We start from the raw sequence: 23263 nt of genomic DNA, 5'->3' as shown, positions 1-23263 counted from the left end.
AAGCACCGCCCGTGACCTGCTGGGTGAAGCACCGCCCGTCACCTGCTGAGTGAAGCACCGGCCGCGAGCGGCCGTGTGGATCACCGCCCGTGACGGGGCAGGCGTCCTTACAGCGCGCCCCAGTCCAGCGTCGTACGCGCCAGCCCCGCCACCTCCGTCAGCAGCGCCAGCCGCGCCGCCCGGGCCGCCGGGTCGGGGTCCATCACCAGGACCTCGTCGAAGAACACGCCGATCGCGTCGACCAGCGGGGCGGACACCTCGATCAGCGCGCCGAGATCGTCCTCGCGCCCCTGCAACGCCTGGCGTACGGCCTGCGCGCTCTCGGCGAGACGCAGTTCGGCGGGGGCGGTCAGCAGCGACGCGTCCGCCGCCTCGACACCGCCCTCGGGCAGGATGCGCACCACTCGCTGGAACGCGGCGGCGAGCGCCTCGAACGCCTCGCTTCCGACATGCCGCTCCAGCGTGGCCAGCGTGCGATCGCCATGGGCGGGCCGGTCGGCCCAGACCAGGACGGCCTGGACGAGCCGGTGCTCGTGCCCGGCGTCCGTGAGCTGCTGCTCATAGCGCCGGGTGATGAGCTCGGCGGCCTCGGCGACCCGCTCGGCGGGCACCTCGACACCTTGTGCGGCATACCGTACGGCCGCCGCGCGCAGCCCCTCGCTCACCCGCACCCCGGCCACGGCGGGCAGGCTCCGCAGCACGTTGAGCAGCCCGATCGCGGCCCGGCGCACCCCGTACGGGTCGGAGCTCCCGGTAGGCGCGGCGCCGATCAGGAACATGCCCGTCACCAGGTCGAACCGGTCGGCGAGGGACAGCACGGCCCCCGCGTCCCCGGCGGGCAGGGCGCCACCGGCGGACCGGGGCAGCTCCATCTCGGCCAGCGCCCGGGCGACCTCAGGGGACTCGCCGGCCCGGCGGGCGTACTCCTCCGCCATGACCCCGGCCAGCCCGGAGAACTCGATCACCATCTGCGAGGCCAGGTCGAACTTGGCCAGCGCACCGGCCCGCCGTACGACCTCCACCGAATCCTCCGGGAGCCCGGCCCGCCCGGCCAGGTCCTGGGCGAGGGAGGCGAGCCGGACGGCACGGTCGGCGACCGTGCCCAGCCGGTCCTCGAAGGTCAGCTTGTCCAGTCGCCGCCGGAACTCCTCCGGCGCCACCTTCAGGTCCGCCCGCCAGAAGAACGCGGCGTCCTCGTAACGGGCCCGCAGCACGGCCTCGTTGCCCGCCCGCACCACGTCGTCGTCGCACAGGGCGTTGGCGAAGGTCACGAAGTGCGGCATGAGCCGCTCACCGTCCAGCACCGGCAGATAGCGCTGGTGCTTGCGCATCACGGTGGTCAGGACGCTCGCGGGCAGTTCGAGGTAGCGCTCGTCGAACGACCCCCGCACGGCGTACGGGAACTCCAGGATGTCGGTGATCTCGTCGATCAGCCCGGCCTGGCCCTCCACGTCGATGCGTCCGCCCACCTCGGCGGCGGCCTCCAGGGCCCCGCGCACGACCGCGCCACGCCGGGCGTCCCGGTCGAGCAGGATGCCGTGCATGTGCAGGAAGTGCGGGTAGCCCTCGGCGGAGGTCACCCGGACCTCCGGGTAGGGGGCCTGCCGCTGCACCCGCGTGGTGTCGCCGGCCGACAGCGAGGAGACCACCACCGGCAGGGGAGTACGGCCCAGCAGCGCGAGCAGCCAGCGCACGGGACGCGAGAACGACAGCCCCGGATCGCTCCAGCGCATGTTGCGCCCGGCCCGCAGCCCGGAGACGACCTCGGCCAGCAGATCGCAGAGCACCTCGACGGCCGGGCGGCCCTCCTCGTGCCGGGTCAGGGCCACGTACTCGACCCCGTTGACCTCGACGATCCGCACGTCCGTCGGTTCGGCGCCCTGGCTGCGGGCGAAGCCCAGCAACGCGGGGGTGGGAGCGCCGTCCTTGAAGGCGGCGGCGACCTTCGGCCCGCGCACGGTCTTCATGGTGTCCCGCTCGCGGGGCTGCACACCGTCGACGGTGATCACGATCCGGCGCGGGGTGGCCAGCACGTTGATCGCGCCGTGCCCCAGCCGGGTCGCGGCGAGCTTGGCGGTGACCGACTCGCGCACCGCTTCCGTGGTCGCGGGGACGTCGGCGTAGGGCAGCTCCTCCACGCCGATCTCGAAGAGCAGCGTCTCGACGCCGGGCACCTTGGGCAGCATGGCCCGCTCGGCCGGAGCGGGCGCCGCCGCCCGCCCGAGCGGATGCTCCAGCGCGGCCCGCCGCCGCTCCCACAGCTTGGCCGTCTCATGGGTCAGGCCCCGCATCAGCGAGAACGCCTTGGCCCGCTCGGTGGTGCTGATCGCACCGCGCGCGTCGAGCACGTTGAAGGTGTGGCTGCACTTGAGCACGTAGGTGTACGCCGGGACCGGCAGCTCCAGGTCCAGCAGGCGCCGGGCCTCGGCCGCGTACGACTCGAACAGCCGGTGGTTGGTGTCGATGTCGGCGTCGTCGAGGTAGTAGCGGCTCATCTCGTACTCGTTCTGCCCGAACACCTCGCCGTAGGTGATGCCCGGCGCGTACGCGATGTCCTTGAAGTGGGACACGCCCTGAAGGTTCATCAGGATGCGCTCGAGGCCGTACGTGATCTCCACCGACACCGGGTCCAGGGCGACGCCGCCGACCTGCTGGAAGTAGGTGAACTGGGTGATCTCCATGCCGTCCAGCCAGACCTCCCAGCCCAGCCCCCAGGCGCCGAGGGCGGGCGAGGCCCAGTTGTCCTCGACGAACCGCACGTCGTGCGCGTTCAGGTCGACGCCGAGGGCGCGCAGGCTGCCCAGGTAGAGCTCCTGCGGGTTGCCCGGGTCGGGCTTGAGGATGACCTGGAACTGGGTGTGGGTCTGGAGCCGGTTGGGGTTCTCGCCGTAGCGCGAGTCGTCCGGCCGTACGCTCGGCTCCACGTAGGCGACGCTCCACGGCTCGGGACCGAGCACCCGCAGTGCCGTGGCCGGGTTGGCCGTACCGGCTCCGACCTCGGTGTTCAGCGGTTGCGTGATCATGCAGCCGTTGTCGCTCCAGTACTTCTGGAGGGTGAGGATGGCGTCCTGCATGGTCAGCGCCGTCGATACGTTCTTCATGATGATCGCGCCTGTTCCCCGAGTCGGACCGGCAAGGTCGGCCATGATCTCATACGTCAACTACCGCTGACCTGCTGTTTCTTGACCGACCGGTCGGACGCGTGTGGGGACGGGCCGCGGGGGTGGGTGTCACTGGATCGCCGTGGACGGGCGCGGGTCCTATGAGGCTGGTCGCGCGGTTCCGGCCCCCGGAGAGGCGATGCACAGGGGGCCCACAGCCGGGACCCATCCGTCTGATGGGCGGCACCCCTACATTGCCGTCCCATGACGGGAACGCAGTACGGGATCGGCGGTGAGGACGAGGCACTCGCGCAGACCGCTGTCGACGCCCTGGTCGGCCAGCTGGCCCTGGCGCCCAAGCCGGGCCTGCCCGACCCGCGCGATCTGACGGCCAGGGCCACCCGCCGGGACCACGGCGCCCTGTGCTGGTCGGCCCGGGCCATGCTCCCCGGCCTCACGGCGATGGCCGCCACGGCCCGCCGCACGGGCGAGCCCAGTGCCCGCCTCCGCACGGACTTGGGTGCGATCGGCCGCTCCACGGAACACACGGTGGCGTTGGCGGGCGGCGGCCACCGAGGCGCCCTGTGGACGCTCGGGCTGCTGGTGGCGGCAGCGGCACTGCGACCGGGAGCCGGCCCGGCCGACACCACGGCCCTGGCCAAACAGCTGGCCGCCCACCCGGACCGCCGCGCCCCGCGCCGCCCCTCGCGCGGCTCCACGGTGTCGGCCCGCTACGGCGCGGCCGGTGCGAGGGGAGAGGCCAGGGCGGGATTCCCGCACGTCCGCCGCGCCCTGACCGCCCTCGCCACGGCCCGCGGTCAGGGCGCCACCGAACCCCAGGCCCGGCTGGACGCCCTGCTCACGGTGATGTCCACGCTCCAGGACACGGAACTGCTCTACACGGCGGGGCCGAGGGGCCTGCGGCAGGTCCAGGCGGGAGCGCGCGGTGTGCTGGAGGCGGGCGGTACGTCAACGGAGCAGGGCGCGGCAGCGCTTCGAGCCCTGGACACGAACCTGACGTCCCACGTGTGGGCCCCCAGCGGCAGCGGGGCGCTCCTCACCGGCGCCCTGTTCTTGGACGCCCTGAGTTCTTAGGGGCGCGGGGCTGAGTCACTGTGCGGCTCCGCCGCGAAGGCGCGACGAGCCACAGATCACCGCACCCGAAACTCAGCCCTTGAGCGACGCCATCCACGCCTCGACTTCATCCGAACGCCGAGGCAGCGCCGCACTCAGATTCCGGTTCCCGTCCTCCGTCACGAGGATGTCGTCCTCGATCCGGACCCCGATGCCCCGGTACTCCTCCGGCACCGTCAGGTCGTCGGCCTGGAAGTACAGCCCGGGCTCCACGGTCAGGCACATCCCCGGCTCCAGCGTGCCGTCGACATACGCCTCGACCCGCGCGGCAGCGCAGTCGTGCACGTCCATGCCGAGCATGTGCCCGGTGCCGTGCAGCGTCCAGCGCCGCTGAAGCCCGAGCTCCAGCACCCGCTCCACTGGCCCCTCGACAAGGCCCCACTCGACGAGCTTCTCGGCCAGCACCCGCTGCGCGGCGTCGTGGAAGTCGCGGTACTTCGCGCCCGGCTTCACCGCCGCGATCCCGGCCTCCTGGGCCTCGTACACGGCGTCGTAGATCTTGCGTTGAAGATCGCTGAACCGTCCGTTGATCGGCAGTGTGCGCGTCACGTCGGCCGTGTAGTACGTGTGCGTCTCCACACCCGCGTCGAGCAGCAGCAGCTCGCCCGAGCGGACTGCCCCGTCGTTGCGCACCCAGTGCAGCGTGCAGGCGTGCGGCCCGGCCGCGGCGATCGTGCCGTAGCCGACGTCGTTGCCTTCCACGCGCGCGCGGAGGAAGAACGTGCCCTCGATGTACCGCTCGGAGGTCGCCTCGGCCTTGTCGAGGACCTTCACCACGTCCTCGAAGCCGCGCACGGTCGAGTCGACCGCCTTCTGCAGCTCGCCGACCTCGAACTCGTCCTTGACCAGGCGCGCCTCGGAGAGGAAGACCCGCAGTTCCTCGTCGCGCTCGGCGGTGACCTTGTCGGTCAGGGCCGCCTCGATGCCGGCGTCGTAGCCGCGCACGACCCGCACCGGCCCGGTGGCCTCGCGCAGGGCCCCGGCCAGCTCGCGCACGTCGGCGGCGGGGATGCCGTACAGCGTCCCGGCCTCGGTGAGGGAGTGCCGTCGGCCGACCCACAGCTCGCCCTGGCCGTCCAGCCAGAACTCGCCGTTCTCCCGGTCGGAGCGCGGGAGGAGGTAGATCGTCGCCTCGTGGCCCCCGTCCGTGGGCTCCAGGACCAGGACGCCGTCCTCCGTCTGGTTGCCGGTGAGGTAGGCGTACTCGACGGAGGCGCGGAAGGCGTACTCGGTGTCGTTCGAGCGGGTCTTCAGGTTGCCCGCGGGGATCACCAGACGCTCACCCGGGAAGCGCGCGGAGAGCGCGGCCCGGCGGGCGGCGGTCTCGGCGGCCTGGGGGACGGGCTCGAGGTCGCGCAGCTCGGTGTCGGCCCATCCGCTCTTCATGCTCTCGGCAAGCTCGTCGGACACGCCGGGGTACAGTCCGTTCTTCCGCTGCTTGATCGGCTCTTCGCTCTCGTCCGGGCCTGCTGCGTCAGCAGCAGAATCAGGCACTGCCGGGGTGAGCTCCTCCGCCACGTCATCCTCCTCGATACGGCACTGGACCGTCCTCCACTGTACGGCGGCGCGGAAGCGGGCCCGGGCCGATGACGAGGGACGACGAGGAGCCCTACTGCCGGCAGGACGACGAGGGCCTTACTCGAATCGCACCGCCAGCAGGACGACGTCCTCCGCGCCCTCCGCCGCGTCCAGCCCGTCCGGCAGCACGCTCCGCAGGACGTGGTCGGCGATCGCGCCGGGGTCGCCGCGCAGGGCCCGGGGCACTGAGGCCGCCGCCGCGTGCAGCCGGGCGAAGGCGCGGTCGGTGGCCTCGCCGGTGCGGTGCAGCAGCCCGTCGGTGTAGAGCAGAACCGTCTCTCCAGGTTCGGCGAGGATCTCCACGCTCGGCGCCTCCCAGCAGGCGAGCATGCCCAGCGGGGCGGAGACGGACGTCTCGACGAACTCGGTGCGGCGCTGTCCGATCAGCAGCGGCGGGCTGTGGCCGGCACCCGCCAGCGTGATCTTGCGCGCGGCCGGTTCGCAGTAGCCGAACAGGGCCGTGGCCGAGCGGGCCGGTTCGGTCAGCCGCAGCAGCAGCTCCAGGTCGGACAGGACGGCGACCGGGTCCTCCCCCTCCATCACGGCGTACGCGCGCAGCGACGCCCGCAGCCGTCCCATCGCGGCGACGGCGCTGGGACCCGAGCCGGTGACGGATCCCACGGCGAGGCCGAGGGCGGCGTCGGGCAGCGGCAGGGCGTCGTACCAGTCGCCTCCGCCGCGCGGGCCGGTGCGGTGCCGGGCGGCGATCTGGATGCCGGCGACCCGGGGCAGCCGCGCGGGCAGCAGCTCGTCGGACATCGTGGCCATGGACGTACGCGTGCGTTCCAGTTCGAGGAGCCGGGCCAGGTGCTCGGCGGCGTAGCGCGCGTAGAGGCCGGCGAGGTGGCGTTGCCGCTCGCCCGGTTCGGCGGGCTCGTCGTAGAGCCACACGGCGGCGCCTAGGCGGCCGGCGGTGTCGGTGGCCAGGGGGAGGGCGTAGCTGGCGGCGTAGCCGAGGCGGGCGGCGACCTCGCGGTGGCGGGGGTCGAGCCCCTTCTCCGCGAACAGATCGGGCACGGCGATGCCGCCCTCGCCGCCGGGCAGGCCGTCGAGGATCCGGCCGTAGGACAGGGCGCTGCGCGGCACCGTCTCGATGTGGCCGAGGTCGGCACGGGCGAGACCCAGGCCGATGGTGGTGTCCGGGCCGAGTCCGTCGCCCGGTTCGAGGACGACGAGGCCGCGCCGGGCACCCACCAGAGCGGCGCCGGCCCCCAGCAGTTCCTGGAGCGCCTCGTCGAGCGTGGTCGTGCGGGCCAGGCGTTCGGTGAGCTCGTGCAGGGTAGTGAGGTCGGAGACCCAGCCGGCGAGGCGGTCCTGGAGCACCGCGCCGGGAGGGGTCGGGGGAGGTGCGGGGGCGGCCGGGGACGAACCCGCGGCCACGGGCGCGACAGTGTGTGCGGGTGCCGGAACCGTTGAATCGATTCCAGCCACTTTCGGAGGGTGCGGAGCGTTCATGGCGTCCGGCCTTCCAACCGGTACGTACTGCTCAAAAGCATCGCAAACCCCCATGTCATTCTGCGTCGCTAGCAGTGTCTCCACATGTACACGCACTCGTGAGGAGATGTCCAGCATTGTCCTGCCGGGATTCCTGGTGTCCGTGAGGTGCGAGGGAACAACTCCCCTTCCTCTTGCGGAAATGCAAAGTTGGCCTAAAACTGCCTCAGGGGACGGCTTATTGCGGTCGACTGGGCTTGCTCGACGGAGCGTCACAACGGTCGTGATGGGTACGTACTCGGTAAAGGCCAGGGGTGGTTGGGAACCACCCGGAACCTGGTGACGGAACCGGGCGTCCTATCCACCGACGACCGTGCCCCATCCTCCCGTGGCGGAGGCGGAGAGAAATACGCGCGACGGCAAACGCCATACTTCGCCACCCCTGCGCCACGCCCGTGCTTTCGACAGACGCAGTATGGGCGGTACGGCCGCGGAGGCAGCCCAAAGCTCGACCCATAGGGGTTCCCCTTGCTTCAAGCAGGGGTGTGATGCGCCAACAGGTACGCACAGTGAAGTGATCGACACATGATGTGACGTGGACCACGGTGTTGCCAGGCGTGCAACGGAAAGGAACGAGCGCTCATGCGCGAGATCCTCGGAAGGCGACGCAGGCTCTTGTCCCAGCGCAGCGACGGGAAGCCTGAGCTGATCGACGCGGCCCTGACCTATGCGACGCAGTGGCGGTGGCCCGTACTCCCGGGCGTGGCGGCGGACCCGCAGGGGCACTCCCGCTGCAGCTGCCCCGACCACGACTGCACGGTGCCCGGCGCGCACCCCTTCGACCCCGGTCTCCTCGCGGCCACCACCGACGGACGCATGGTGCGCTGGTGGTGGGGCAACCGGCCGACCGCCCCGATCGTCCTGGCCACCGGCGGCCACGCCCCCTGCGCGGTCTCCCTGCCGGCCCTGCCGGCCGCCCGCGCCCTCAAGGCGCTCGACCAGACGGGGATGCGGCTCGGCCCGGTCGTCGCCTCCCCCGCCCGCTGGGCGATTCTCGTCAAGCCGTACTCCATGGAGCAGCTCGGCGAGCTGCTCTACGCCAAGGACTTCGTGCCCGGCTCCCTGCGCTTCCACGGCGAGGGCGGCTACCTGGCCCTGCCCCCGTCCGAGACGGGTCAGGGCGACATCCGCTGGGAGCGCGCGCCGCTGCCCGGCTCGGCCTCCCCGTGGGTGCCCGATGTCGAGGCCGTGGTGGACGCCGTGGTCGAAGCCCTCACTCGTACGGGTGTGAGCGCGCCCGAGTTCTAGGGCTGTCGGGCGCGCCGGGCCCGGCGCCCGCCCCGGCGCGTTAAGTTCCGGAACCATGCGGCGACACGCCCGGGGCCGCTCCCGGGACTCCCGAAAGACCAGGCTCCTCGCCCTCGCGGGCGTCGTGGCGGCGTGCGCCATCGCACTGCCGCTGGCGGCGGCGTCCGCGGGGTCCATCGGGTCCGCCGGGCCCAAGGGTGCCGTGCGTTCCAAGGACGCCGTGGGTTCGGTGGGTGTCGCGGGTTCGGTGGATGCCGACACCCGCGCATCCGGTTCCGGCGCGCTACGGCCTTCCTCGCGCGCCGACGCCAAGGCGCCCGGGGCCCCGGAGCCCTCCGTCGCCGCCGCTCTCCCCGCGCTCGGCCAGGGACTGTCGACCGCTGTGCGCTGCGGCCCCGAACTCACCTCCCCCGACGGCATCGAGGCACAGACCTGTGTGGTGACGCAGGGTGCGCAGACCTGGGCGAGGACCTACTACCGCAACGCGACGGGTGAGGCGCTGGACGCCGTGCTGAGCCTGATGGGTCCTGATGACCGGAACGTGCGCATGACGTGCGCCGTGGGGGCGGAGGACGAGCCGGGGACCTGTGAGACGCCCCGGGAGCCCGCACGCGGGAATCCGACGGCGTACACGGCCGTCGCGGAGTTCGCCGAGCGAGGCGGGCTGGGGCCGCTGCTGCTGCGCTCGGGGAGCAACTCACCTGTGGGAACGGGCAGTTGACGAGCTGCTGCGTTCGGTGAACGGAAGCGGAGACGCAAAGACCCGGTTGCTGGCGACGGGGGATGCACCAGCAACCGGGCTACAGGAACGGTAACAAGAGATCGGCGGTTCGCAAATTCGAACTCGCCTTTCCAGTCACCGACTGGCTTGTCCCCGACGGGAGTTGTGATCTGTCGAGGGCGGCGACACCCCGGCCGGCCGGTGGTCCGGCCGACCGGGTGCCGAGGCGGGCGTCAGCTGAGCGTGACCTGCCGGTTGGTGAGGCCGCCGCGGGCGCGGCGCTCCTCCGGGGTGAGCGGCGCGTCCGTCGCCAGGGCGGTGGCGAGGCGCTCGGCGAACTCCGCCGCCGGCTTCTCGACGTCCTCGGCCGTGACCCCGCTGGGCAGGTCCCACACCGGCACCGTGAGTCCGTGAGCGCGGAAGGAGCCCACCAGGCGGGTGCCCTCGCCCAGGCTGGAGCGGCCCGCGGCGTGCAGCCGCGCGAGCGCGTCCAGAAGCAGCTCCTCGGCGTGCGGCATGACCCACCGCAGATGGTTCTTCTCCGGCGTCTCGCACCAGTACGCGGCGTCCACGCCCTGGAGCTTGACGGTCGGGATGGCCGCGGCGTTGGCCCGCTCCAGGGAGGCGGTCACGTCGGGCGTGGCGTTCTCCGGGTCCGGCACCCAGAACTCGAAGCCGCTGTGCACTTCTGGCTCGAAGGCGCCCTCGGGGTCGAGCAGGTCCTGCAGCCGCGGGCTGTCGGCCGGAGCGCGGCGGCCCTGGACGGGCGTGCCCGGCTTGGCTTCCAGGGCGCGCTGGAGGGTGTCGGCGAGGTCGCGGCTGATGTCGCCGGACGAGGTGTCGTTCTGCAGGCCGATCAGGACCGAGCCGTCGTCGCGGCGCAGCGCCGGCCAGGCCATGGGCAGGACCGTGGCCAGGGTGACCGCCGGGACGCCCTCGGGCAGGCCGTCCTTGAGGGGCAGCTCGACCGTGGCCGCCGGGACCAGCTCGCGCAGGGCCACCCAGTCGCACTCGCCGGGCAGGCCCTCGAAGGGGCGTTGCACCAGCTCGGTCGCGGCGTGCGAGGCGGCCCGGCCGTGGCAGGCCTTGTAGCGGCGGCCGCTGCCGCAGGGGCAGGGTTCACGAGCGCCGACGACCGGAACGTCTCCATCGGCACCTGCGGTGCGGGCTCCGCCCGTGGTCTGCGGGCGCTTGGCCTTCGTCTGGGGTCGCTTCTTGGCCATCGATGGGTCTCCCGGTTACGGCTCGTCTCGTACGGTCGCGAGCCTAGCCGTTCGTGCCCGGGGCGACGGGGTCCTGTGGACAACACCCGGTCCAGCGCGGCGTACGAGCTCGGTCGGTGCCGTCCTCGGTCCGTGCCGTCCTCGGTCCGTGACGTCCTCGGTCGGTGCCGTTCTCAGCCCGTGCCGTTCTCAGTCCCTGTAGTTCTCAGTCCATGTCGTCGAAGGCGTCCGCGAAGTCGAGCCCCGGTATCTGGGAGACCGCGGGGGCGATGACGCGCGTGGCGAAGTCGTCGCGGCGGTGGCCCGCGTCCGGGTCGTGGACGTCGTCGTGGACGATGACCCACACGGTGACCTCGCCGCGGATGTCGTCCCGCACGCCCCAGTCGTCGGCGAGCGCGGTGATGATGTTCAGCCCGCGGCCGCCGTGTGCCGTGACCGACGGGGTCGCGGGGGCGGGGCGGGTCGGGCCGCCGCCGTCCGTGACCTCGACGACGAGCCGGCCGGCCGGTTCCACGCGCCATGCGGCACGGACATCACCGTCACCGGCGAGCGCGTCGCCCAGCGGTCTGCCGTGCTTGCACGCGTTGCTCAAGAGTTCGGAAAGGATCAGTACGGCGTCGTCGATGACCGATTCCGCGACTCCACCTCTGCGCAGCTGCGTACGCATCCGGTGTCGCGCTTCCCCCACGCCCGCAGGGCCATGGGGTACGGCCATGCTCGACGACGTGGGCACCTCCTGTGCCACCACCAACGCCACCCCCGAGACCTCCTTCGCCCCACGCCACGGTGTGGATGCCCCATTGGCCTGTACCGGAAACCGGCCAATCCACGTCCGGTGACGCATTCACCATGGGCGAATACGGACCGAATGCGCCGGAGCACTCCCTGTAATCACATGGCCGGAAATCATCGGTGTGGCCGAGAGGTGAGGATCCCGCCCGTCGAGGCGCGGGGTCAAGAGGTGTGCGTGGTTCTGGTGTGACTTGAGAGGTTGAGGGCGCAGGCGCAGGCGCCGGTCGTCAGCGGCCTAGCTGGTCGAGCACCGCGCGCGGGCGGTTGGTGATGATGGCGTCGACGCCCAGTCCGACGCAGTGGTCCACGTCCCCGGGCTCGTTCACGGTCCACACGTGCACCTGGTGTCCGGCCTGCTTCAGGCGCTCGATGTGCGTGGGGTGGTTGCGCACGATCCGGATGGAGGGCCCGGCGATCCCTACGCCCGGGGGCAGCCGTCCGTCGCGCAGCCGGGGTGAGAGGAACTGCGTCAGGTAGACCGTCGGAAGGGTCGGCGAGGCGGCACGCACGCGGTGCAGTGAGCGGGCGGAGAAGCTCATGACCCGCACCTGTGACTCCTCCGCGGAGGCCGGGGCGTCGAGGCCGAACCGCTTCAGCAGCACCAGCAACCGGTCCTCGACCTGGCCCGCCCAGCGTGTGGGGTGCTTGGTCTCGATGGCCAGTTCCACCGGGCGCCCGGCGTCGGCGACGAGTTCCAGCAGCCGTTCCAGGGTGAGGACGGACGTCGCCTCGCGGTCCTCCGGGCGGTGCTCCCAGTCGGGTTCCTCGTCGCGTCCCTTCCAGGCCTCGCCCCTCTTCCAGGAGCCGAAGTCCAGGGCGGCGAGGTCGGCGAGCTCCAGCGCGGAGACCGCTCCGCGACCGTTGGACGTACGGTTGATCCGGCGGTCGTGTACGCACACCAGGTGTCCGTCGGCGGTGAGGCGCACATCGCATTCGAGGGCGTCCGCGCCGTCCTCGATCGCCTTGGTGTACGCGGCCAGGGTGTGTTCCGGGGCGTCCTCGGAGGCTCCGCGGTGGGCGACGACTTGAATCACGTGCTGTCGTGCGTGGGTCACCGCGTCATGGTGCCACCGAGTGCGGGTACGCGTCCGGTCGGACGGACTCGACGGTGGGACAGGTCCGGACGGAGGCATTGGGATTGCATCCTTTTCGCCGGTAATGACCTATATAAAGAATGGTCGCGGACACACAGGCACCGCTTATGGTGCTCTGACGGCCTGTGGGAAAAGCTGACGGCATACAAAGGGACAAGCACAGCTGCAGCGCGCCGGACCCGTCGACCGGCGTGGAAAAGCGTGACCGAGTGCGACCCGGAAAACAGCCGTGGATCTAGGAGAGAAGCTGTGAGCACCGAGAACGAGGGCACCGCGGTACCCCCCGCCCCGTCCGCACCCCCCGTGCCGGTGGACGCTCCCGCTGCTCCGGCGCCCCAGGCACAGGCCCCCCAGGGCCCGTACGGGCAGGACGCACAGGGGCAGGCTCCCCAAGGTCACCAGGGGCAGGCTCCCCAAGGTCACCAGGGGCAGGGCGCCCACGGTGACGCCGGCCACCCCGGCGCCTCCTCATCCGCCCCCGACCCGTCCTGGCCCCCGCCCCCGCCGCCGACCGCCCCCTACGGCGACGGCGGTTCCGGGTCCGGCCCGGGCGGCTGGGGCTCGTCGTACCAGCAGCCGGCGCCGAAGTCCGGCCGCGGGCGCGGTGGCCTGATCGCCGCGGTCCTGGTGGCCGCCCTGGTGGCGGGCGGCCTCGGCGGCGGGCTCGGCTACGTGCTGGCGAAGGACAACGACGAGAGCACCGGCTCGACGACGGTCTCGGCCTCCGCGAACGGCGGTGACGTCAAGCGCGACCCGGGCACGACCGCGGGTGTCGCCGCCAAGGCGCTGCCCAGCACGGTCACGATCGAGGCCGAGAGCACCAGCGGCGAGGGCGGCACCGGCACGGGCTTCGTCTTCGACAAGCAGGGCCACATCGTCACCAACAACCACGTGGTGGCGGACGCGGTGGACGGCGGCAAGCTCACGGCGACCTTCCCGACCGGCAAGAAGTACAACGCCGAGGTGGTCGGTCACGCGCAGGGCTACGACGTGGCGGTCATCAAGCTCAAGGACGCCCCCTCCGACCTGAAGCCCCTCACCCTCGGCGACTCGGACAAGGTGGCCGTCGGTGACTCGACCATCGCGATCGGCGCCCCGTTCGGCCTGTCCGACACGGTGACGACGGGCATCATCAGCGCCAAGAACCGACCGGTGGCCTCCAGCGACGGCAGCGGCAGCCAGGCGTCGTACATGAGCGCCCTACAGACCGACGCCTCGATCAACCCGGGCAACTCCGGCGGTCCGCTGCTGGACGCGCAGGGCAATGTCATCGGCATCAACTCCGCGATCCAGTCCACCGGCAACGGCGGCTTCGGCACCGGTCAGTCGGGCTCGATCGGCCTGGGCTTCGCCATCCCGATCAACCAGGCCAAGTACGTGGCCCAGGAGCTGATCAAGAACGGCAAGCCGGTGTACGCGAAGATCGGCGCGTCCGTCTCCCTGGACGACAGCTCCGAGGGCGCGCAGATCACCGACCAGGGCGCGGGCGGCGCGGCACCGGTCGAGCCGGGTGGCCCGGCCGCCAAGGCGGGCCTCAAGCCGGGCGACGTCATCACCAAGCTCGACGACCGGGTGATCGACTCCGGCCCCACGCTGATCGGCGAGATCTGGACCCACCAGCCCGGTGACAAGGTCACGATCACCTACGAGCGCGGCGGCAAGCAGCACACGGTCGACGTCACGCTCGGCTCCCGCGTCGGCGACAACTGACCCCCACCCGCCCGCACCGACCCGTTACCCTTGTCCCCGCGCCGCCGATCACGGTCGGCGCGGGGAGGCGTGCCCGAGCGGCCGAAGGGAACGGTCTTGAAAACCGTCGTGGCAGCGATGTCACCGTGGGTTCAAATCCCACCGCCTCCGCGCAGGTCATAGAGTTGCAGGTCAGAGGGGGTGCCCCGTCCGTCGGGGCGCCCCCTCTGCGTGCACCTTGTCTCACCCTGAATCGCCCGCATCCCGGCTTTGACCAGTGCGTGCGGCCAACCTGCGGCCAGGGATCAGGGCTCCTCGACCCCGCTGTCGTGCTCGGCCAAGCCCTGCTCGATCAGGGCGTTCATCCTGTCTTCCTCGCCGTCCAGCACCTTGGCGTAGTAGCGCTGCAGCACTGCGACGCTCTGTCCCGCGCGGCGGGCCGTCTCGGCCAGACTCACCCCGGAGCGGAGCCAGAACGAAACGCACGCGTGGCGCAGGTCGTACGGGATGGCGGCCAGGGGAGATGCGACCTGCGCGGGCGTGAGTGCCTCTAGGCGGGCCGCCTTCCACACCGCGCCGTACTCCTGCGACCGGACCGGACCACCGCGCACGGCGCTGAACAGTCGGCCGTCGGTCGTGGTCCCGGACGCTTCGAGATGGTCCCGCAGGATGCCGACCAGAACGGGCGGGATGGGCACCGGGCGGACCGCGCGGCGGGCCCGGTGCTTCAGTTGCCGTTCTTCATACGGCTTGCCGTCGTCCGTCCATGCCGAGCCGACCTGCGGCCGGGCGCCCGCGAGCATGAGCCGTCCCCAACCCTCCGAGGGGAGGTCGCACTGGTCGGCGCTGAGCATGGAGACTTCCTCGGGACGCATCGCCGCGTAGTAAATGCACGCGAAGAACGCGACCAGGTGGGCCCCGCGACGGCCCTGAGCACGAACGGCGTCCAGCAGAGCCCGTGCCTGCGCTGGCGTGGCGACGCTGCGCACATCCAGTTCCTCCACCGCCTTGGGAGTCTCCCAGTGGACGCGGTGCAGGGGGTTGCCGGGTAGCAGCTCGTGTTCGACGGCCAGCCGCAGGCAGTTGCTCAGCACCGCGCGGCGGCGCCGGAACGTGTTTGCGGCGGCCGGCTTGCCGTCCTGCCGCTTGGCCAGATGCTCCAGCACCGTGCGCACGCGCTGGGCGCTGTCCAGGTCGACCACGGCCGGCGTGTTGCGCTCCACCCACGTCAGCGCCTTGGCCTCCGCTTCCGGTGGTTCCTGGTCGTGGCGCCCCGCGTTGAATCCCCACTGGTAAAGCGCGCGACGCAATAGGTCGTCCGCCGGGCGGCCCTTACCCATGGGGCAGAGCGCCATCGTGGCGATGGTCAGGCTTTCAGCGATGCTCGCGCGGTGCTTCGCTGCTGCGGTTGGCCACTTGCGAGCGGCGTGAGAGCGGGCATGGGCATACCAATTCGTACGGTTCCGCTCGCGCACTTCGGAGACGGGCAGACCGGTTTCCGTGTCGAATGGCTCGCCCTTGCGCGTCGCGGTCAGCAGCTCCGCACGTCGCGCGTCGGCGAGCGTCTTGGTGGCGAATTTCTCCTGATGCTCCTTGCCGTCCACCTGCCACCGAAGTTGGAACGGCGCGGTCTTGCTCGGACGCTTCCGGATGCTCCAGATGCGCACGTCATAGCTGTGCATTGCTCTCCTCTGCATTGAGGGGACCCCGCCAGGTAGCGGGGTCCCCTCGGGTCGGTCGCGAGTCAGGCGCACATCTCGTGTTCGGCCCACCACGCGTCCAGGTCGGTGCGGCGGCAGCGGAGCTGTCCGTTGGGGAGCTTGATGAGCCTCGGGGCCTTGCCGCGGGCGCGCATGCGGTAGAAGGCGGCGCGGCTCATCTCGATCTCTTCGAGGACTTCGGGGAGCTTGAGCATCTTGGTGCTGGCCAAGGCGGTGACTCCTTTTCGGGCTGAGGGCATCTCGCGGCCCTTCTGGGAAGTCCGCTACATCCGCTACGCCGCTACATCGCAGGTCAGCGGGGGTGCTTTTGTAGCGGAGGAGCGGCGTGTAGCGGCTACGCATGCGCTACGGGGTGGTGGGCGTAGCCGCTACACGCTTGGGTGCCGCTACAGATTCAGGGGCTCTGAGCTGGGCTGTAGCGGCGTAGCGGATGTAGCGGAGTCCTGGGGAGGGGGCGGGCAGTAGCGCGCCCAGGCGTCCGCCAGGTCCTCGGCGTGGAAGCCCTTGAGGACTCCGCCGGCGGTGCGGATGTTGCGGGATCGGACGGGGGTGTTGTCGGCGGTCATGTACTCGCCGAGCATCCGGGCCAGGCGCCGGTTGTCGAGCGGCTTGCCGTCGAGGTCGGCCCAGGGGGCGTCGTCGAGGGCGCTGAGCCGGTCGAGGATGGCGATGGTGGGCAGCTTGTCCACGCCAATGAGAACGTGGTCGCGCAAATCGGTCAGCAGGCGGATGCCCAGGCTGTGTTTGTCGGTGGTCTGGGCGGCTTTGACGAGCGTCACACACGCTTCGCGCGCCCGTCGGGGCCAGTCGCCCCCGACGGCGTCCGCGATCGCCAGGAGTGGCTCCCACACGTCGGCGGGGCGGTCGGTGACGCCGTCGGGCATCTCCGGCCAGGCCCCGAGCACGAACCCCCGTGCCCATTCTGCCCATTCGGCGAGCCGGTCACGGAGTTTGTGACCTTCCGCCTCGTGGATGCGGGCCCGGAAGGGTTCGACGCGTTCGTTGCGGGCCCGCCGGCGCATGCGGATGACGATGGAGCGGGTCAGGATCGTGTCGGGCAGGGAGCCGAGTCCGGCAACGGCGACCGCGCAGTACGAGGGGAAGGCCTGCACGGTCTGGTTGCCGCCGTCTCCGATGCACCGGTAGGTGACGCCGGTTCGGCGGTGACCGGCGTTGAGGAAGCCGCGCAGATCTTCGTTGTCCCCCGCCTTGGGGCCGAAGATCGTGTCGATCTCGTCGAACAGGATCGTGGGCCGACCATCGGCCCCGGACACGGCCCGGAAGAGCGCGGCAGCCGACGCGTTCACGGCCACCATCGGGTGCGGCACGAGGGTTTCGACGATCTCCAGCGCACGCGATTTGCCCGAGCCGGGCTCCGGCGACAGGAACGCCAACCGAGGGGTGGAGTCGAAGCAGTCGAGCAGGTGGGCGTGCGCGTCCCACAGCGCGACCGCCACGTACGCGGCGTCGGTGGGGAAGACGTTGAACCGGCGGTGGAAGGCTTCCACCTCGTTGAGCAGCGCGGCCCCGTCGATGGTGGGGGTCATGCGGCGGCCCTCCCTTCCAGGGATGCAGCAGGCTTTCCGGTGCATGCGGACTTGTGGGCGTCGTACTCGGTGACCAGTGCGGCCACGGCGCTGGGCGCGGTGGCGGTGCCGGTCTGTCCGCAGGTGCAGGCGTAGGCGGCGGTGGGGGTGTTGCCGTAGCGCTTGGACCAGCGGGCCCCGTCGTAGGGGTGCCGGTAGACGGGCGGGGCGTAGATGCGGATGCCGGGCCGGTCCGGCGTGGGGTCGGCGTCGGGCTGCATCTCCGTGGCCGGGAGCCGGTTCGAGCAGGGAAGAGCAGTCACGACGCCCTTGCGGGCGGCGCCTTTCGGTTCGCCCACGGCCGTCCGGGGTGCGGCCGGTCGGGCGGCGCGCAGCCCCGTCGGGGCGGTGGCGATGCTCTTCAAAGGGCGGGGAGAGTTGCTCATGCCGCCACCGCCGGGCGGGTCTGGTTGTGGGCGATGGACCAGTCCAGGGCGCTGCGCAGGGTGGCGCGGCACTCGGCAGCGGACAGTCCGGCCGACTCCCCCGCCCCTTGAAGAGCCTCTTCCACCTCGGTACGGGTCAGGTCGCCGGACGCGACGAACCGGCCCAGCGCCCGCCCCGCGCGCAGGAGGGTCGCGTTGCGCTGCCCCTCGCGAGCTGTGGCGACGGCGGCCGTCTCCTTCGCCAGGGCGGACGCGACGTAGGGGCGGCGGCGCCCGCCGGCCGGTGCGGCCACAGGCAGCCGATTGACGGGGTGCGGGGGCACCAGCAGGGTCTTGAGCCAGTCGGGCAGGGGCCGCAGCAGGGCGGGCCCCTCCAGCTCGTAGGGGGTGCCGTCGATGGTGCTGCCGGCGGCGACGACGTATCCGCCCCATGCTCGGGTGTCGACCAGTGGGGCGAGTGTCCCGGCGGTGTTGTGCAGCCGCACGGGGGCGGGGGCGGTGAAGTACAGATGGTGTCCGCCGCTCGCCGTCCGGACCGTGCGGGTGCGGGGGACGGGCTGCCCGGTGCGCTCGCAGAGCGCCTCAAAGGTCGCCGCGCCGTCAGGCGCGTCGGCGTTGCTGTTGTCCTTGGGCACGTCCAGGTCGACGACCAGCAGTCCGGAGGGGCCGGTTGCGATTCCGACGTTGAACGGGGCGTGCGCCCAGGCAGCCCGGATACGGTCGGGGTCGGTGGTGGCCCGCTCCTCCCACTTGCGGTGTCCGCTCACACACGGCCCGGTGCGGGGGCAGGCGGTCTCCCCGTGCAGGGCTGGCCGCTTGGTGTTGGGACGGAGCGGGAAGACGTGCCAGCCTCGTTCGGCGGCGTTCAGGGCGGCGCGCGTCAGGTACTCGCTCATGCGGCCACCCCCAGCGACGGCCTGGCCGTGGCGGTACCAAGCAACCATCCGTAGGCGTGGTGTGCCTGGCGTGGCACGACGCCGTTGCCGAGGATCTTCAGTTGTTCCTTGCGGGGGATGCCCGGCACGGCGGTGACCCATCCTCCGGGCAGGCCCATCATCCATTCGACGAACGCCGGGGACAGTCGCGGCTTGCCGAGGCGTCCGGGCTCGGTCGGGCAGGGCGCCGCCCGTCCGGTGATGTGCTCCCAGCGGTGGATGGCAGGGCCGTAGTCGGTGCCGTCGGTGGACACCCACCGCTCGTCCAGGCGAACGGCCTGTCCGGGGAGGTAGTAGCGGCCGGAGGTGTCGCGCTGGTTGGGTCCGCCGTGCGGGCCGTCGGACGCCTTCGGGGTGGGCAGCAGCCTCAGGCGCCGGGAGGGGGTGCCGGCAGGCGGGTCACTGCGGTGCGCAGGTTCAACCCGCCCTTGCGTTTCGGGCTGGTGCCGGGGCCGCCAGTGCCGTCCGAGCTGGTGGGGGTCGGCATCAGCGGGATGGGCGACGGCGAACCAGCGGTCCCGTTCGTGCGGGGCGCCGACTTCGGGGTCACCAGCTCGTACGCATGTCCACCGGACGTCATACCCGAGCGTGGCCAGGTCCGCGGCGACGACGTCCAGCCCCCGCGAGCGGAGCGCCGCCACGTTTTCCAGGAAGACGAGGCGCGGTCGAAGGTGGCCCACAGCCTGAGCGACGTTTTTCCAGACCCGCGACCACTGCCCATTGATCCCGTCCCTTCGTCCAGCGTTGGAGGTGTTGCGGCAGGGGAAGCCGGCACCGATCACGTCCGGCCGGTACACGTCGCGGACCTGGTCCCAGTCGACGTTGCGGATGTCCCCGAGGTTGGGCACCTCGGGGTGCCGGTGGGCGAACACGGTTGCGGCGTGGGGGTCGTTCTCGGCGTAGGCGGCGACCTGGCCGCCGATGCGGGCCCGGATCGCGGCCTCTAAGCCGCCGTAGCCGGCGCACAGGGCGACGATCGTCGGCGGCGAGCCGGGCACTCGCCGGATGTCGGTGGGTTGCGTCATGCTGGGAGACCTCCACAGGTCAAGTGGTTGGCAGGTGGACAAGGGCGGCCCCGGTGTTCTTGGCGGAATCGGGGGCCGCCCTTGGCGTAGCTAGCCGTGGAAGTGGTTGCGTTTGAACGTGGCCTTGCGGATGTTCACCGTGGTCCCGCGCTGGTGGCCGCTCGCGCTGAAGATCTGCACGGCGATCCATCCGCCGAAGATGACGGCGGCCAGGGTGATGAGTTGGGTGATGAAGGCGGTGAGTGCGGCGATGAACGAGGTGAGCAGGATGAGCCCGCCGCACACCGCGAGGAACCCGACGCCCCCGAGGGCAACGTTCACCGCCGCACGCGAGACGGGCGGCTTGGCCGCGAGCGGCTCGGGCTGGGCGGGGTTGACGGCGTAGCCGGTGACGACACGGCCGTCGGGCAGGACGATGCTCGCCACCGCCGGAACACTGCTCGGCTGGACCTGTACGACCGGTGCCGGGACGGCGAGGGCGGGCGGGAGCGGGGTCGGCTGATGTACCTCTATGGCCCGTTCGGTGGGCGGCTGGTGGGTGTGGTCGGGGTACATGCGGAATCCCTTCCGGTCATGGGTCAGGGAGGCAGAGACACACCCTTCGGGTGTGCTGTGGAGGGGTGTTTCGGGGGTCTGACCTGCGCGCCTCCCTGCCTCCCTGAGCGATCATTTGCGCAGCTCAGGGCAGGGGAGGCGGGTCAGGGAGGCGCTGAGGGAGTTCTCCCTGCCTCCCCGGCCCGTTGGGGGTCGGCTCCCTGTCATCCGTTGGCAGAAGCGGAACCCTCGTTGTTGCGGTTGGCGAGGGCGCGGGCGACGCGGTCGCGGCCGACGACCATGCGGCCCTCGGACTTGTACGGCTCGGCGCCGACGTCCTCCAGCACGCGCTTGAGGTCGCCGGGCGTCCACCGGCCGTAGGCGTCCTCGCTGAGCGCGGACAGCCGCTTGAGGACGTCGGCGGTCAGGACGCGAGAGGCGTTACCGAGGACGGACGCGATGTCGGCGAGCGGGTCACGCTCCTCGCCCCGCTCGATGACGTGCAGGGTGGTGACCCCGTCGCGCAGGGCCTTGGCCCGCTCCGCGATCTCAGTTGCGTCGTCGGTGCTGATGTAGTGCGTGCGCACCGTGATGGACGCCTGCCCGGCCGGGACGTCGATGCCGTCGGAGGCGACGACGAGCGTTCCCTTGTCCAGGCCCTGACGCAGCAGGTGCGGAGCGGCGCCGCCGTCAACGGCCTTGTCCCCCAGCGCCATGCGCGCTTGTGACTCGGTGCCCAGGGCGAGGGAGGCGCGGGTGTGGGCGCCCTCGCGGACCAGCTTGGGAAGGTTCTGGTCGGTGGGGTCCTGCGTGCCCTGCCACAGCAGCACGTTGACCGCACGGCCCTGGTTGTGGACCTTCCGGCAGGCCATGAAGTACCGGGACTCGTTCCTGGACCCACCGTAGGGGCGCTTCTGCTCGTCCTTGGCGGGGCACATGAACGCCACCTGCGCCTCGTCGACCAGCAGCATCAGCGGCGGGAAGGCGGTGCCGGGCGGGGCCTGGAGACGGCGGTTCATCTCCTCCACCCCGTCCTCGACCATCTCGGTCGCCTCGATCACGTGCTCATCGGTCGGACCCTGGATCAGCACCGTGGCCAGCCCGTCGAACATGGCCCAGTCGCCCACGCCCTTGAGGTCGGCGATGCGGAACTCGGCGGTGCGGTCGAAGGCGAGCCACAGCGCGAGCGCTCGCAGCGCGGCCGTCTTGCCCTGGTTGGACAGGCCCGTGACCAGCAGCATCCGCTGATACAGGCTCAGCAGCGCCGCGTCCCCACGGAGGTCCTGGCCCCAGGGGGCGCGGCCCTTGGCGTAGTCGGCGGTCATCGTCTCGTCGACGACCAGCGGGGACGGGCCGATCGGCTCGTCCAGCGCCCCGGAATCGGCGATCCACAGCCGTACCGTGCGGGCGGCGGTCGGGATGGTGATGAACACCTCGTGCTCGTGCCGGGTCAGATTCTCGGCGAGCTTGCGGCGCTTGTTCTGCACCTCCACCGTGGACACCCCGGACGGGAGTGTCACGTCGACTTCCACACCGCATCCGGCGATCCGGATGGGTCCGAGCATCGAGGCGCCGGCATCGCCCATCTCCTTGATGGCATTGCGCAGCGCCGGCACGCCGAGGTCACGCAGGGCCTTGACCACGATGGACGGCGTGATCGGCTCACCCTCCCCATTCCGGACGGTGTCGGGCAGCGCCCAGTTCGGTGCGGCCTGCTGCTTGCGGCCGACCGACCACAGGGCCAGCAGGGCGAACAGCGGCCCGAGGGTGACGGCGTAGGGCCAGACCACCTGAACGATGGTGATGAGCAGGCCGATGAACTCGATCACCGCAGTCAGCGGCGTGATGACGTCGGCGACGTCCTTGGTGTTGAGGGCCATCACGATCCCGAGGGCGACCAGAGTTCCGATGCTCATCCCGGTGCCGATGGCGGCGCCCTTGGCCACGTCGACGGGCGAGGTGAGCAGGTCCATGCGGCGCCGGTGCCGCGCGTCGCGGAAGCGCTGGAGACGCTCTTCCCACTCCTCGGCCAGCTCGTGGTTCCCCGCGGCTTCAGCGGCGCGGATCATGCGCTCGTAGCGGGAGCCGGTGCGGCCGTCCCAGGTACGGCGGGCCACGATCCGGCCCCCGTTGAACGTGTAGAGACCGTGCCGGGCCACACCGCGCAGGGCGGTCGTGGTGCGCTCGTCGGTGGCGAGCCGCTTGACGGCCCGCCCGGAGCGCACCCACAACGGCACCGGCGCCGAGGTGGGACTGTCCGACACGACCGTCAGTGTCGTCACGGAGGCGTCCTGAGCAGCGGGTTCAGGGTTCTTGTGGAGGCGTACGACGTTGTCGGACATGCTGAGGGTTCTCCTGACTGCCCCGAGCAGGGGCGGGAGTTGAGGGAGACGCCGGGGGTGGCCGACGAGAGGCCACCCCCGGGCGTAGTGCGGGGTGCTTCAGGCGGCGGCGCGGGCGCCGGGGACGAGCTTTTCGGCGAGGTACTCGCGGCTGTGCGCCTCGTTCTCGTCCAGCTCGACCAGCTGCTCGTGTTCGCGGGCTTGGCGGCGGGACTGGCGCTCGATGCCGAGTCCGGCGCGGGTGTTGCGCACGATCCGTTCCAGGACGCCCTTGCGGCTGAACTGCATGGCGTGGACCAGTTCGTGCACGAGCGTCACGGCGAAGTCAGCCGGGGTGGGGTGCTTGTCGGCGTTGATCAGGATCAGCGTCGAGCCGTCTGGGCGCGGGATCGCCGCTCCCTGGATCTCGCGCGCGGTCCGCTTGGCTTCCCGGGTGGCGCGGTTGAGGGCGCGGCGGTCGGCGGCGCCGGCCAGTGCGATGTCAGCGGCGACCATCAACTCGGCCATGCCGCGTTCGTTGGTCAGGACGACTTCCACGTCCGGCATGCGGCCGGACACGGACCGGGCGACGAGCTTGACGGCCTGCTCGGTCAGCCGCTTGGAGGTGCGCAGGGTGGAGCCGTAGCCGGGCAGCTTGTGCGTGCTCACGGTCGTCTTCAC

At 71.5% G+C, this 23263-nt stretch carries 19 protein-coding genes and 1 tRNA gene; 5 read left to right on the top strand and 15 right to left on the bottom strand.

The features are described 5' to 3' along the window. Positions 1–107: 107 nt before the first annotated feature. The gene (locus QOL88_RS19520; protein ID WP_097217784.1) at positions 108–3101 is read right to left on the bottom strand and encodes a glycine--tRNA ligase; all 2994 of its coding nucleotides are present in this window, start codon (positions 3099–3101) and stop codon (positions 108–110) included. Between the two features lie 264 nt (positions 3102–3365). On the opposite strand from QOL88_RS19520, the gene QOL88_RS19515 reads away from it, so the two are divergent. After that, positions 3366–4196 carry a triphosphoribosyl-dephospho-CoA synthase gene (locus QOL88_RS19515; protein WP_097217782.1) on the top strand — a complete coding sequence of 277 codons (831 nt, stop codon included), beginning with the start codon at positions 3366–3368 and terminating at the stop codon, positions 4194–4196. Between the two features lie 72 nt (positions 4197–4268). Here the strand turns inward: QOL88_RS19515 and QOL88_RS19510 are convergent, their stop codons facing one another. Next, positions 4269–5753: an aminopeptidase P family protein gene (locus tag QOL88_RS19510; RefSeq protein WP_097217780.1), complete on the bottom strand. Its 1485-nt coding sequence runs from the start codon at positions 5751–5753 to the stop codon at positions 4269–4271. Between the two features lie 117 nt (positions 5754–5870). Beyond that, complete coding sequence (locus QOL88_RS19505; RefSeq protein WP_097217778.1) at positions 5871–7385, bottom strand: PP2C family protein-serine/threonine phosphatase; 1515 nt, start codon at positions 7383–7385, stop codon at positions 5871–5873. 504 nt (positions 7386–7889) lie between these two features. On the opposite strand from QOL88_RS19505, the gene QOL88_RS19500 reads away from it, so the two are divergent. Both QOL88_RS19500 and QOL88_RS19495 read left to right on the top strand, forming a co-directional pair. After that, complete coding sequence (locus QOL88_RS19500; protein ID WP_097217776.1) at positions 7890–8555, top strand: bifunctional DNA primase/polymerase; 666 nt, start codon at positions 7890–7892, stop codon at positions 8553–8555. A gap of 55 nt (positions 8556–8610) precedes the next feature. Continuing rightward, complete coding sequence (locus tag QOL88_RS19495; RefSeq protein WP_097217774.1) at positions 8611–9276, top strand: hypothetical protein; 666 nt, start codon at positions 8611–8613, stop codon at positions 9274–9276. Positions 9277–9509: 233 nt separating this feature from the next. On the opposite strand, the gene QOL88_RS19490 is transcribed toward QOL88_RS19495, so the two are convergent. From QOL88_RS19490 to QOL88_RS19480, 3 genes are all read right to left on the bottom strand, one after another. Then, positions 9510–10499, bottom strand: coding sequence for a DUF5926 family protein (locus QOL88_RS19490; RefSeq protein ID WP_097217772.1), 990 nt, complete (start codon positions 10497–10499; stop codon positions 9510–9512). 205 nt (positions 10500–10704) lie between these two features. After that, positions 10705–11343, bottom strand: a complete 639-nt coding sequence (locus QOL88_RS19485) for an ATP-binding protein (protein ID WP_097217770.1) — start codon at positions 11341–11343, stop codon at positions 10705–10707. 175 nt (positions 11344–11518) lie between these two features. Further along, positions 11519–12346, bottom strand: a complete 828-nt coding sequence (locus tag QOL88_RS19480) for a glycerophosphodiester phosphodiesterase (RefSeq protein ID WP_097217768.1) — start codon at positions 12344–12346, stop codon at positions 11519–11521. A 288-nt stretch (positions 12347–12634) separates the two neighbouring features. Between QOL88_RS19480 and QOL88_RS19475 the strand changes: the two genes are divergently transcribed. Both QOL88_RS19475 and QOL88_RS19470 read left to right on the top strand, forming a co-directional pair. Then, on the top strand, positions 12635–14095 hold the full coding sequence (locus tag QOL88_RS19475) for a S1C family serine protease (protein WP_097217766.1): 1461 nt from the start codon (positions 12635–12637) through the stop codon (positions 14093–14095). 63 nt (positions 14096–14158) lie between these two features. Next, a tRNA-Ser gene (locus tag QOL88_RS19470) sits at positions 14159–14245 on the top strand. Positions 14246–14379: 134 nt separating this feature from the next. Here the strand turns inward: QOL88_RS19470 and QOL88_RS19465 are convergent. From QOL88_RS19465 to QOL88_RS19425, 9 genes are all read right to left on the bottom strand, one after another. Next, positions 14380–15756, bottom strand: a complete 1377-nt coding sequence (locus QOL88_RS19465) for a tyrosine-type recombinase/integrase (RefSeq protein WP_097217764.1) — start codon at positions 15754–15756, stop codon at positions 14380–14382. 62 nt (positions 15757–15818) lie between these two features. Beyond that, on the bottom strand, positions 15819–16004 hold the full coding sequence (locus tag QOL88_RS19460) for a helix-turn-helix transcriptional regulator (RefSeq protein WP_097217762.1): 186 nt from the start codon (positions 16002–16004) through the stop codon (positions 15819–15821). Between the two features lie 177 nt (positions 16005–16181). After that, positions 16182–17342 carry a DUF3631 domain-containing protein gene (locus QOL88_RS19455; protein ID WP_097217760.1) on the bottom strand — a complete coding sequence of 387 codons (1161 nt, stop codon included), beginning with the start codon at positions 17340–17342 and terminating at the stop codon, positions 16182–16184. Next, complete coding sequence (locus QOL88_RS19450; protein WP_257027827.1) at positions 17339–17767, bottom strand: hypothetical protein; 429 nt, start codon at positions 17765–17767, stop codon at positions 17339–17341. The genes QOL88_RS19455 and QOL88_RS19450 overlap by 4 nt, the downstream gene beginning before the upstream one ends. Continuing rightward, complete coding sequence (locus QOL88_RS19445) at positions 17764–18663, bottom strand: bifunctional DNA primase/polymerase (RefSeq protein ID WP_097217758.1); 900 nt, start codon at positions 18661–18663, stop codon at positions 17764–17766. The genes QOL88_RS19450 and QOL88_RS19445 overlap by 4 nt, the downstream gene beginning before the upstream one ends. Beyond that, positions 18660–19727: a DNA cytosine methyltransferase gene (locus QOL88_RS19440; RefSeq protein ID WP_097217756.1), complete on the bottom strand. Its 1068-nt coding sequence runs from the start codon at positions 19725–19727 to the stop codon at positions 18660–18662. Before QOL88_RS19440 ends, QOL88_RS19445 begins: the two co-directional genes overlap by 4 nt. A 90-nt stretch (positions 19728–19817) precedes the next feature. Then, a complete protein-coding gene (locus QOL88_RS19435) occupies positions 19818–20282 on the bottom strand; it encodes a hypothetical protein (protein ID WP_097217754.1) in 465 nt (154 codons plus the stop codon). 203 nt (positions 20283–20485) lie between these two features. Further along, complete coding sequence (locus QOL88_RS19430) at positions 20486–22603, bottom strand: cell division protein FtsK (protein ID WP_097217752.1); 2118 nt, start codon at positions 22601–22603, stop codon at positions 20486–20488. Between the two features lie 99 nt (positions 22604–22702). Beyond that, entirely contained in the window at positions 22703–23263 is a 561-nt protein-coding gene (locus QOL88_RS19425) for a hypothetical protein (protein ID WP_097217750.1), read from the bottom strand.

The organism is Streptomyces sp. Ag82_O1-12 (assembly GCF_900182715.1).
Classification (GTDB): Bacteria; Actinomycetota; Actinomycetes; order Streptomycetales; family Streptomycetaceae; genus Streptomyces; species Streptomyces massasporeus.
This window is presented reverse-complemented; position numbering and strand designations above follow the sequence as displayed.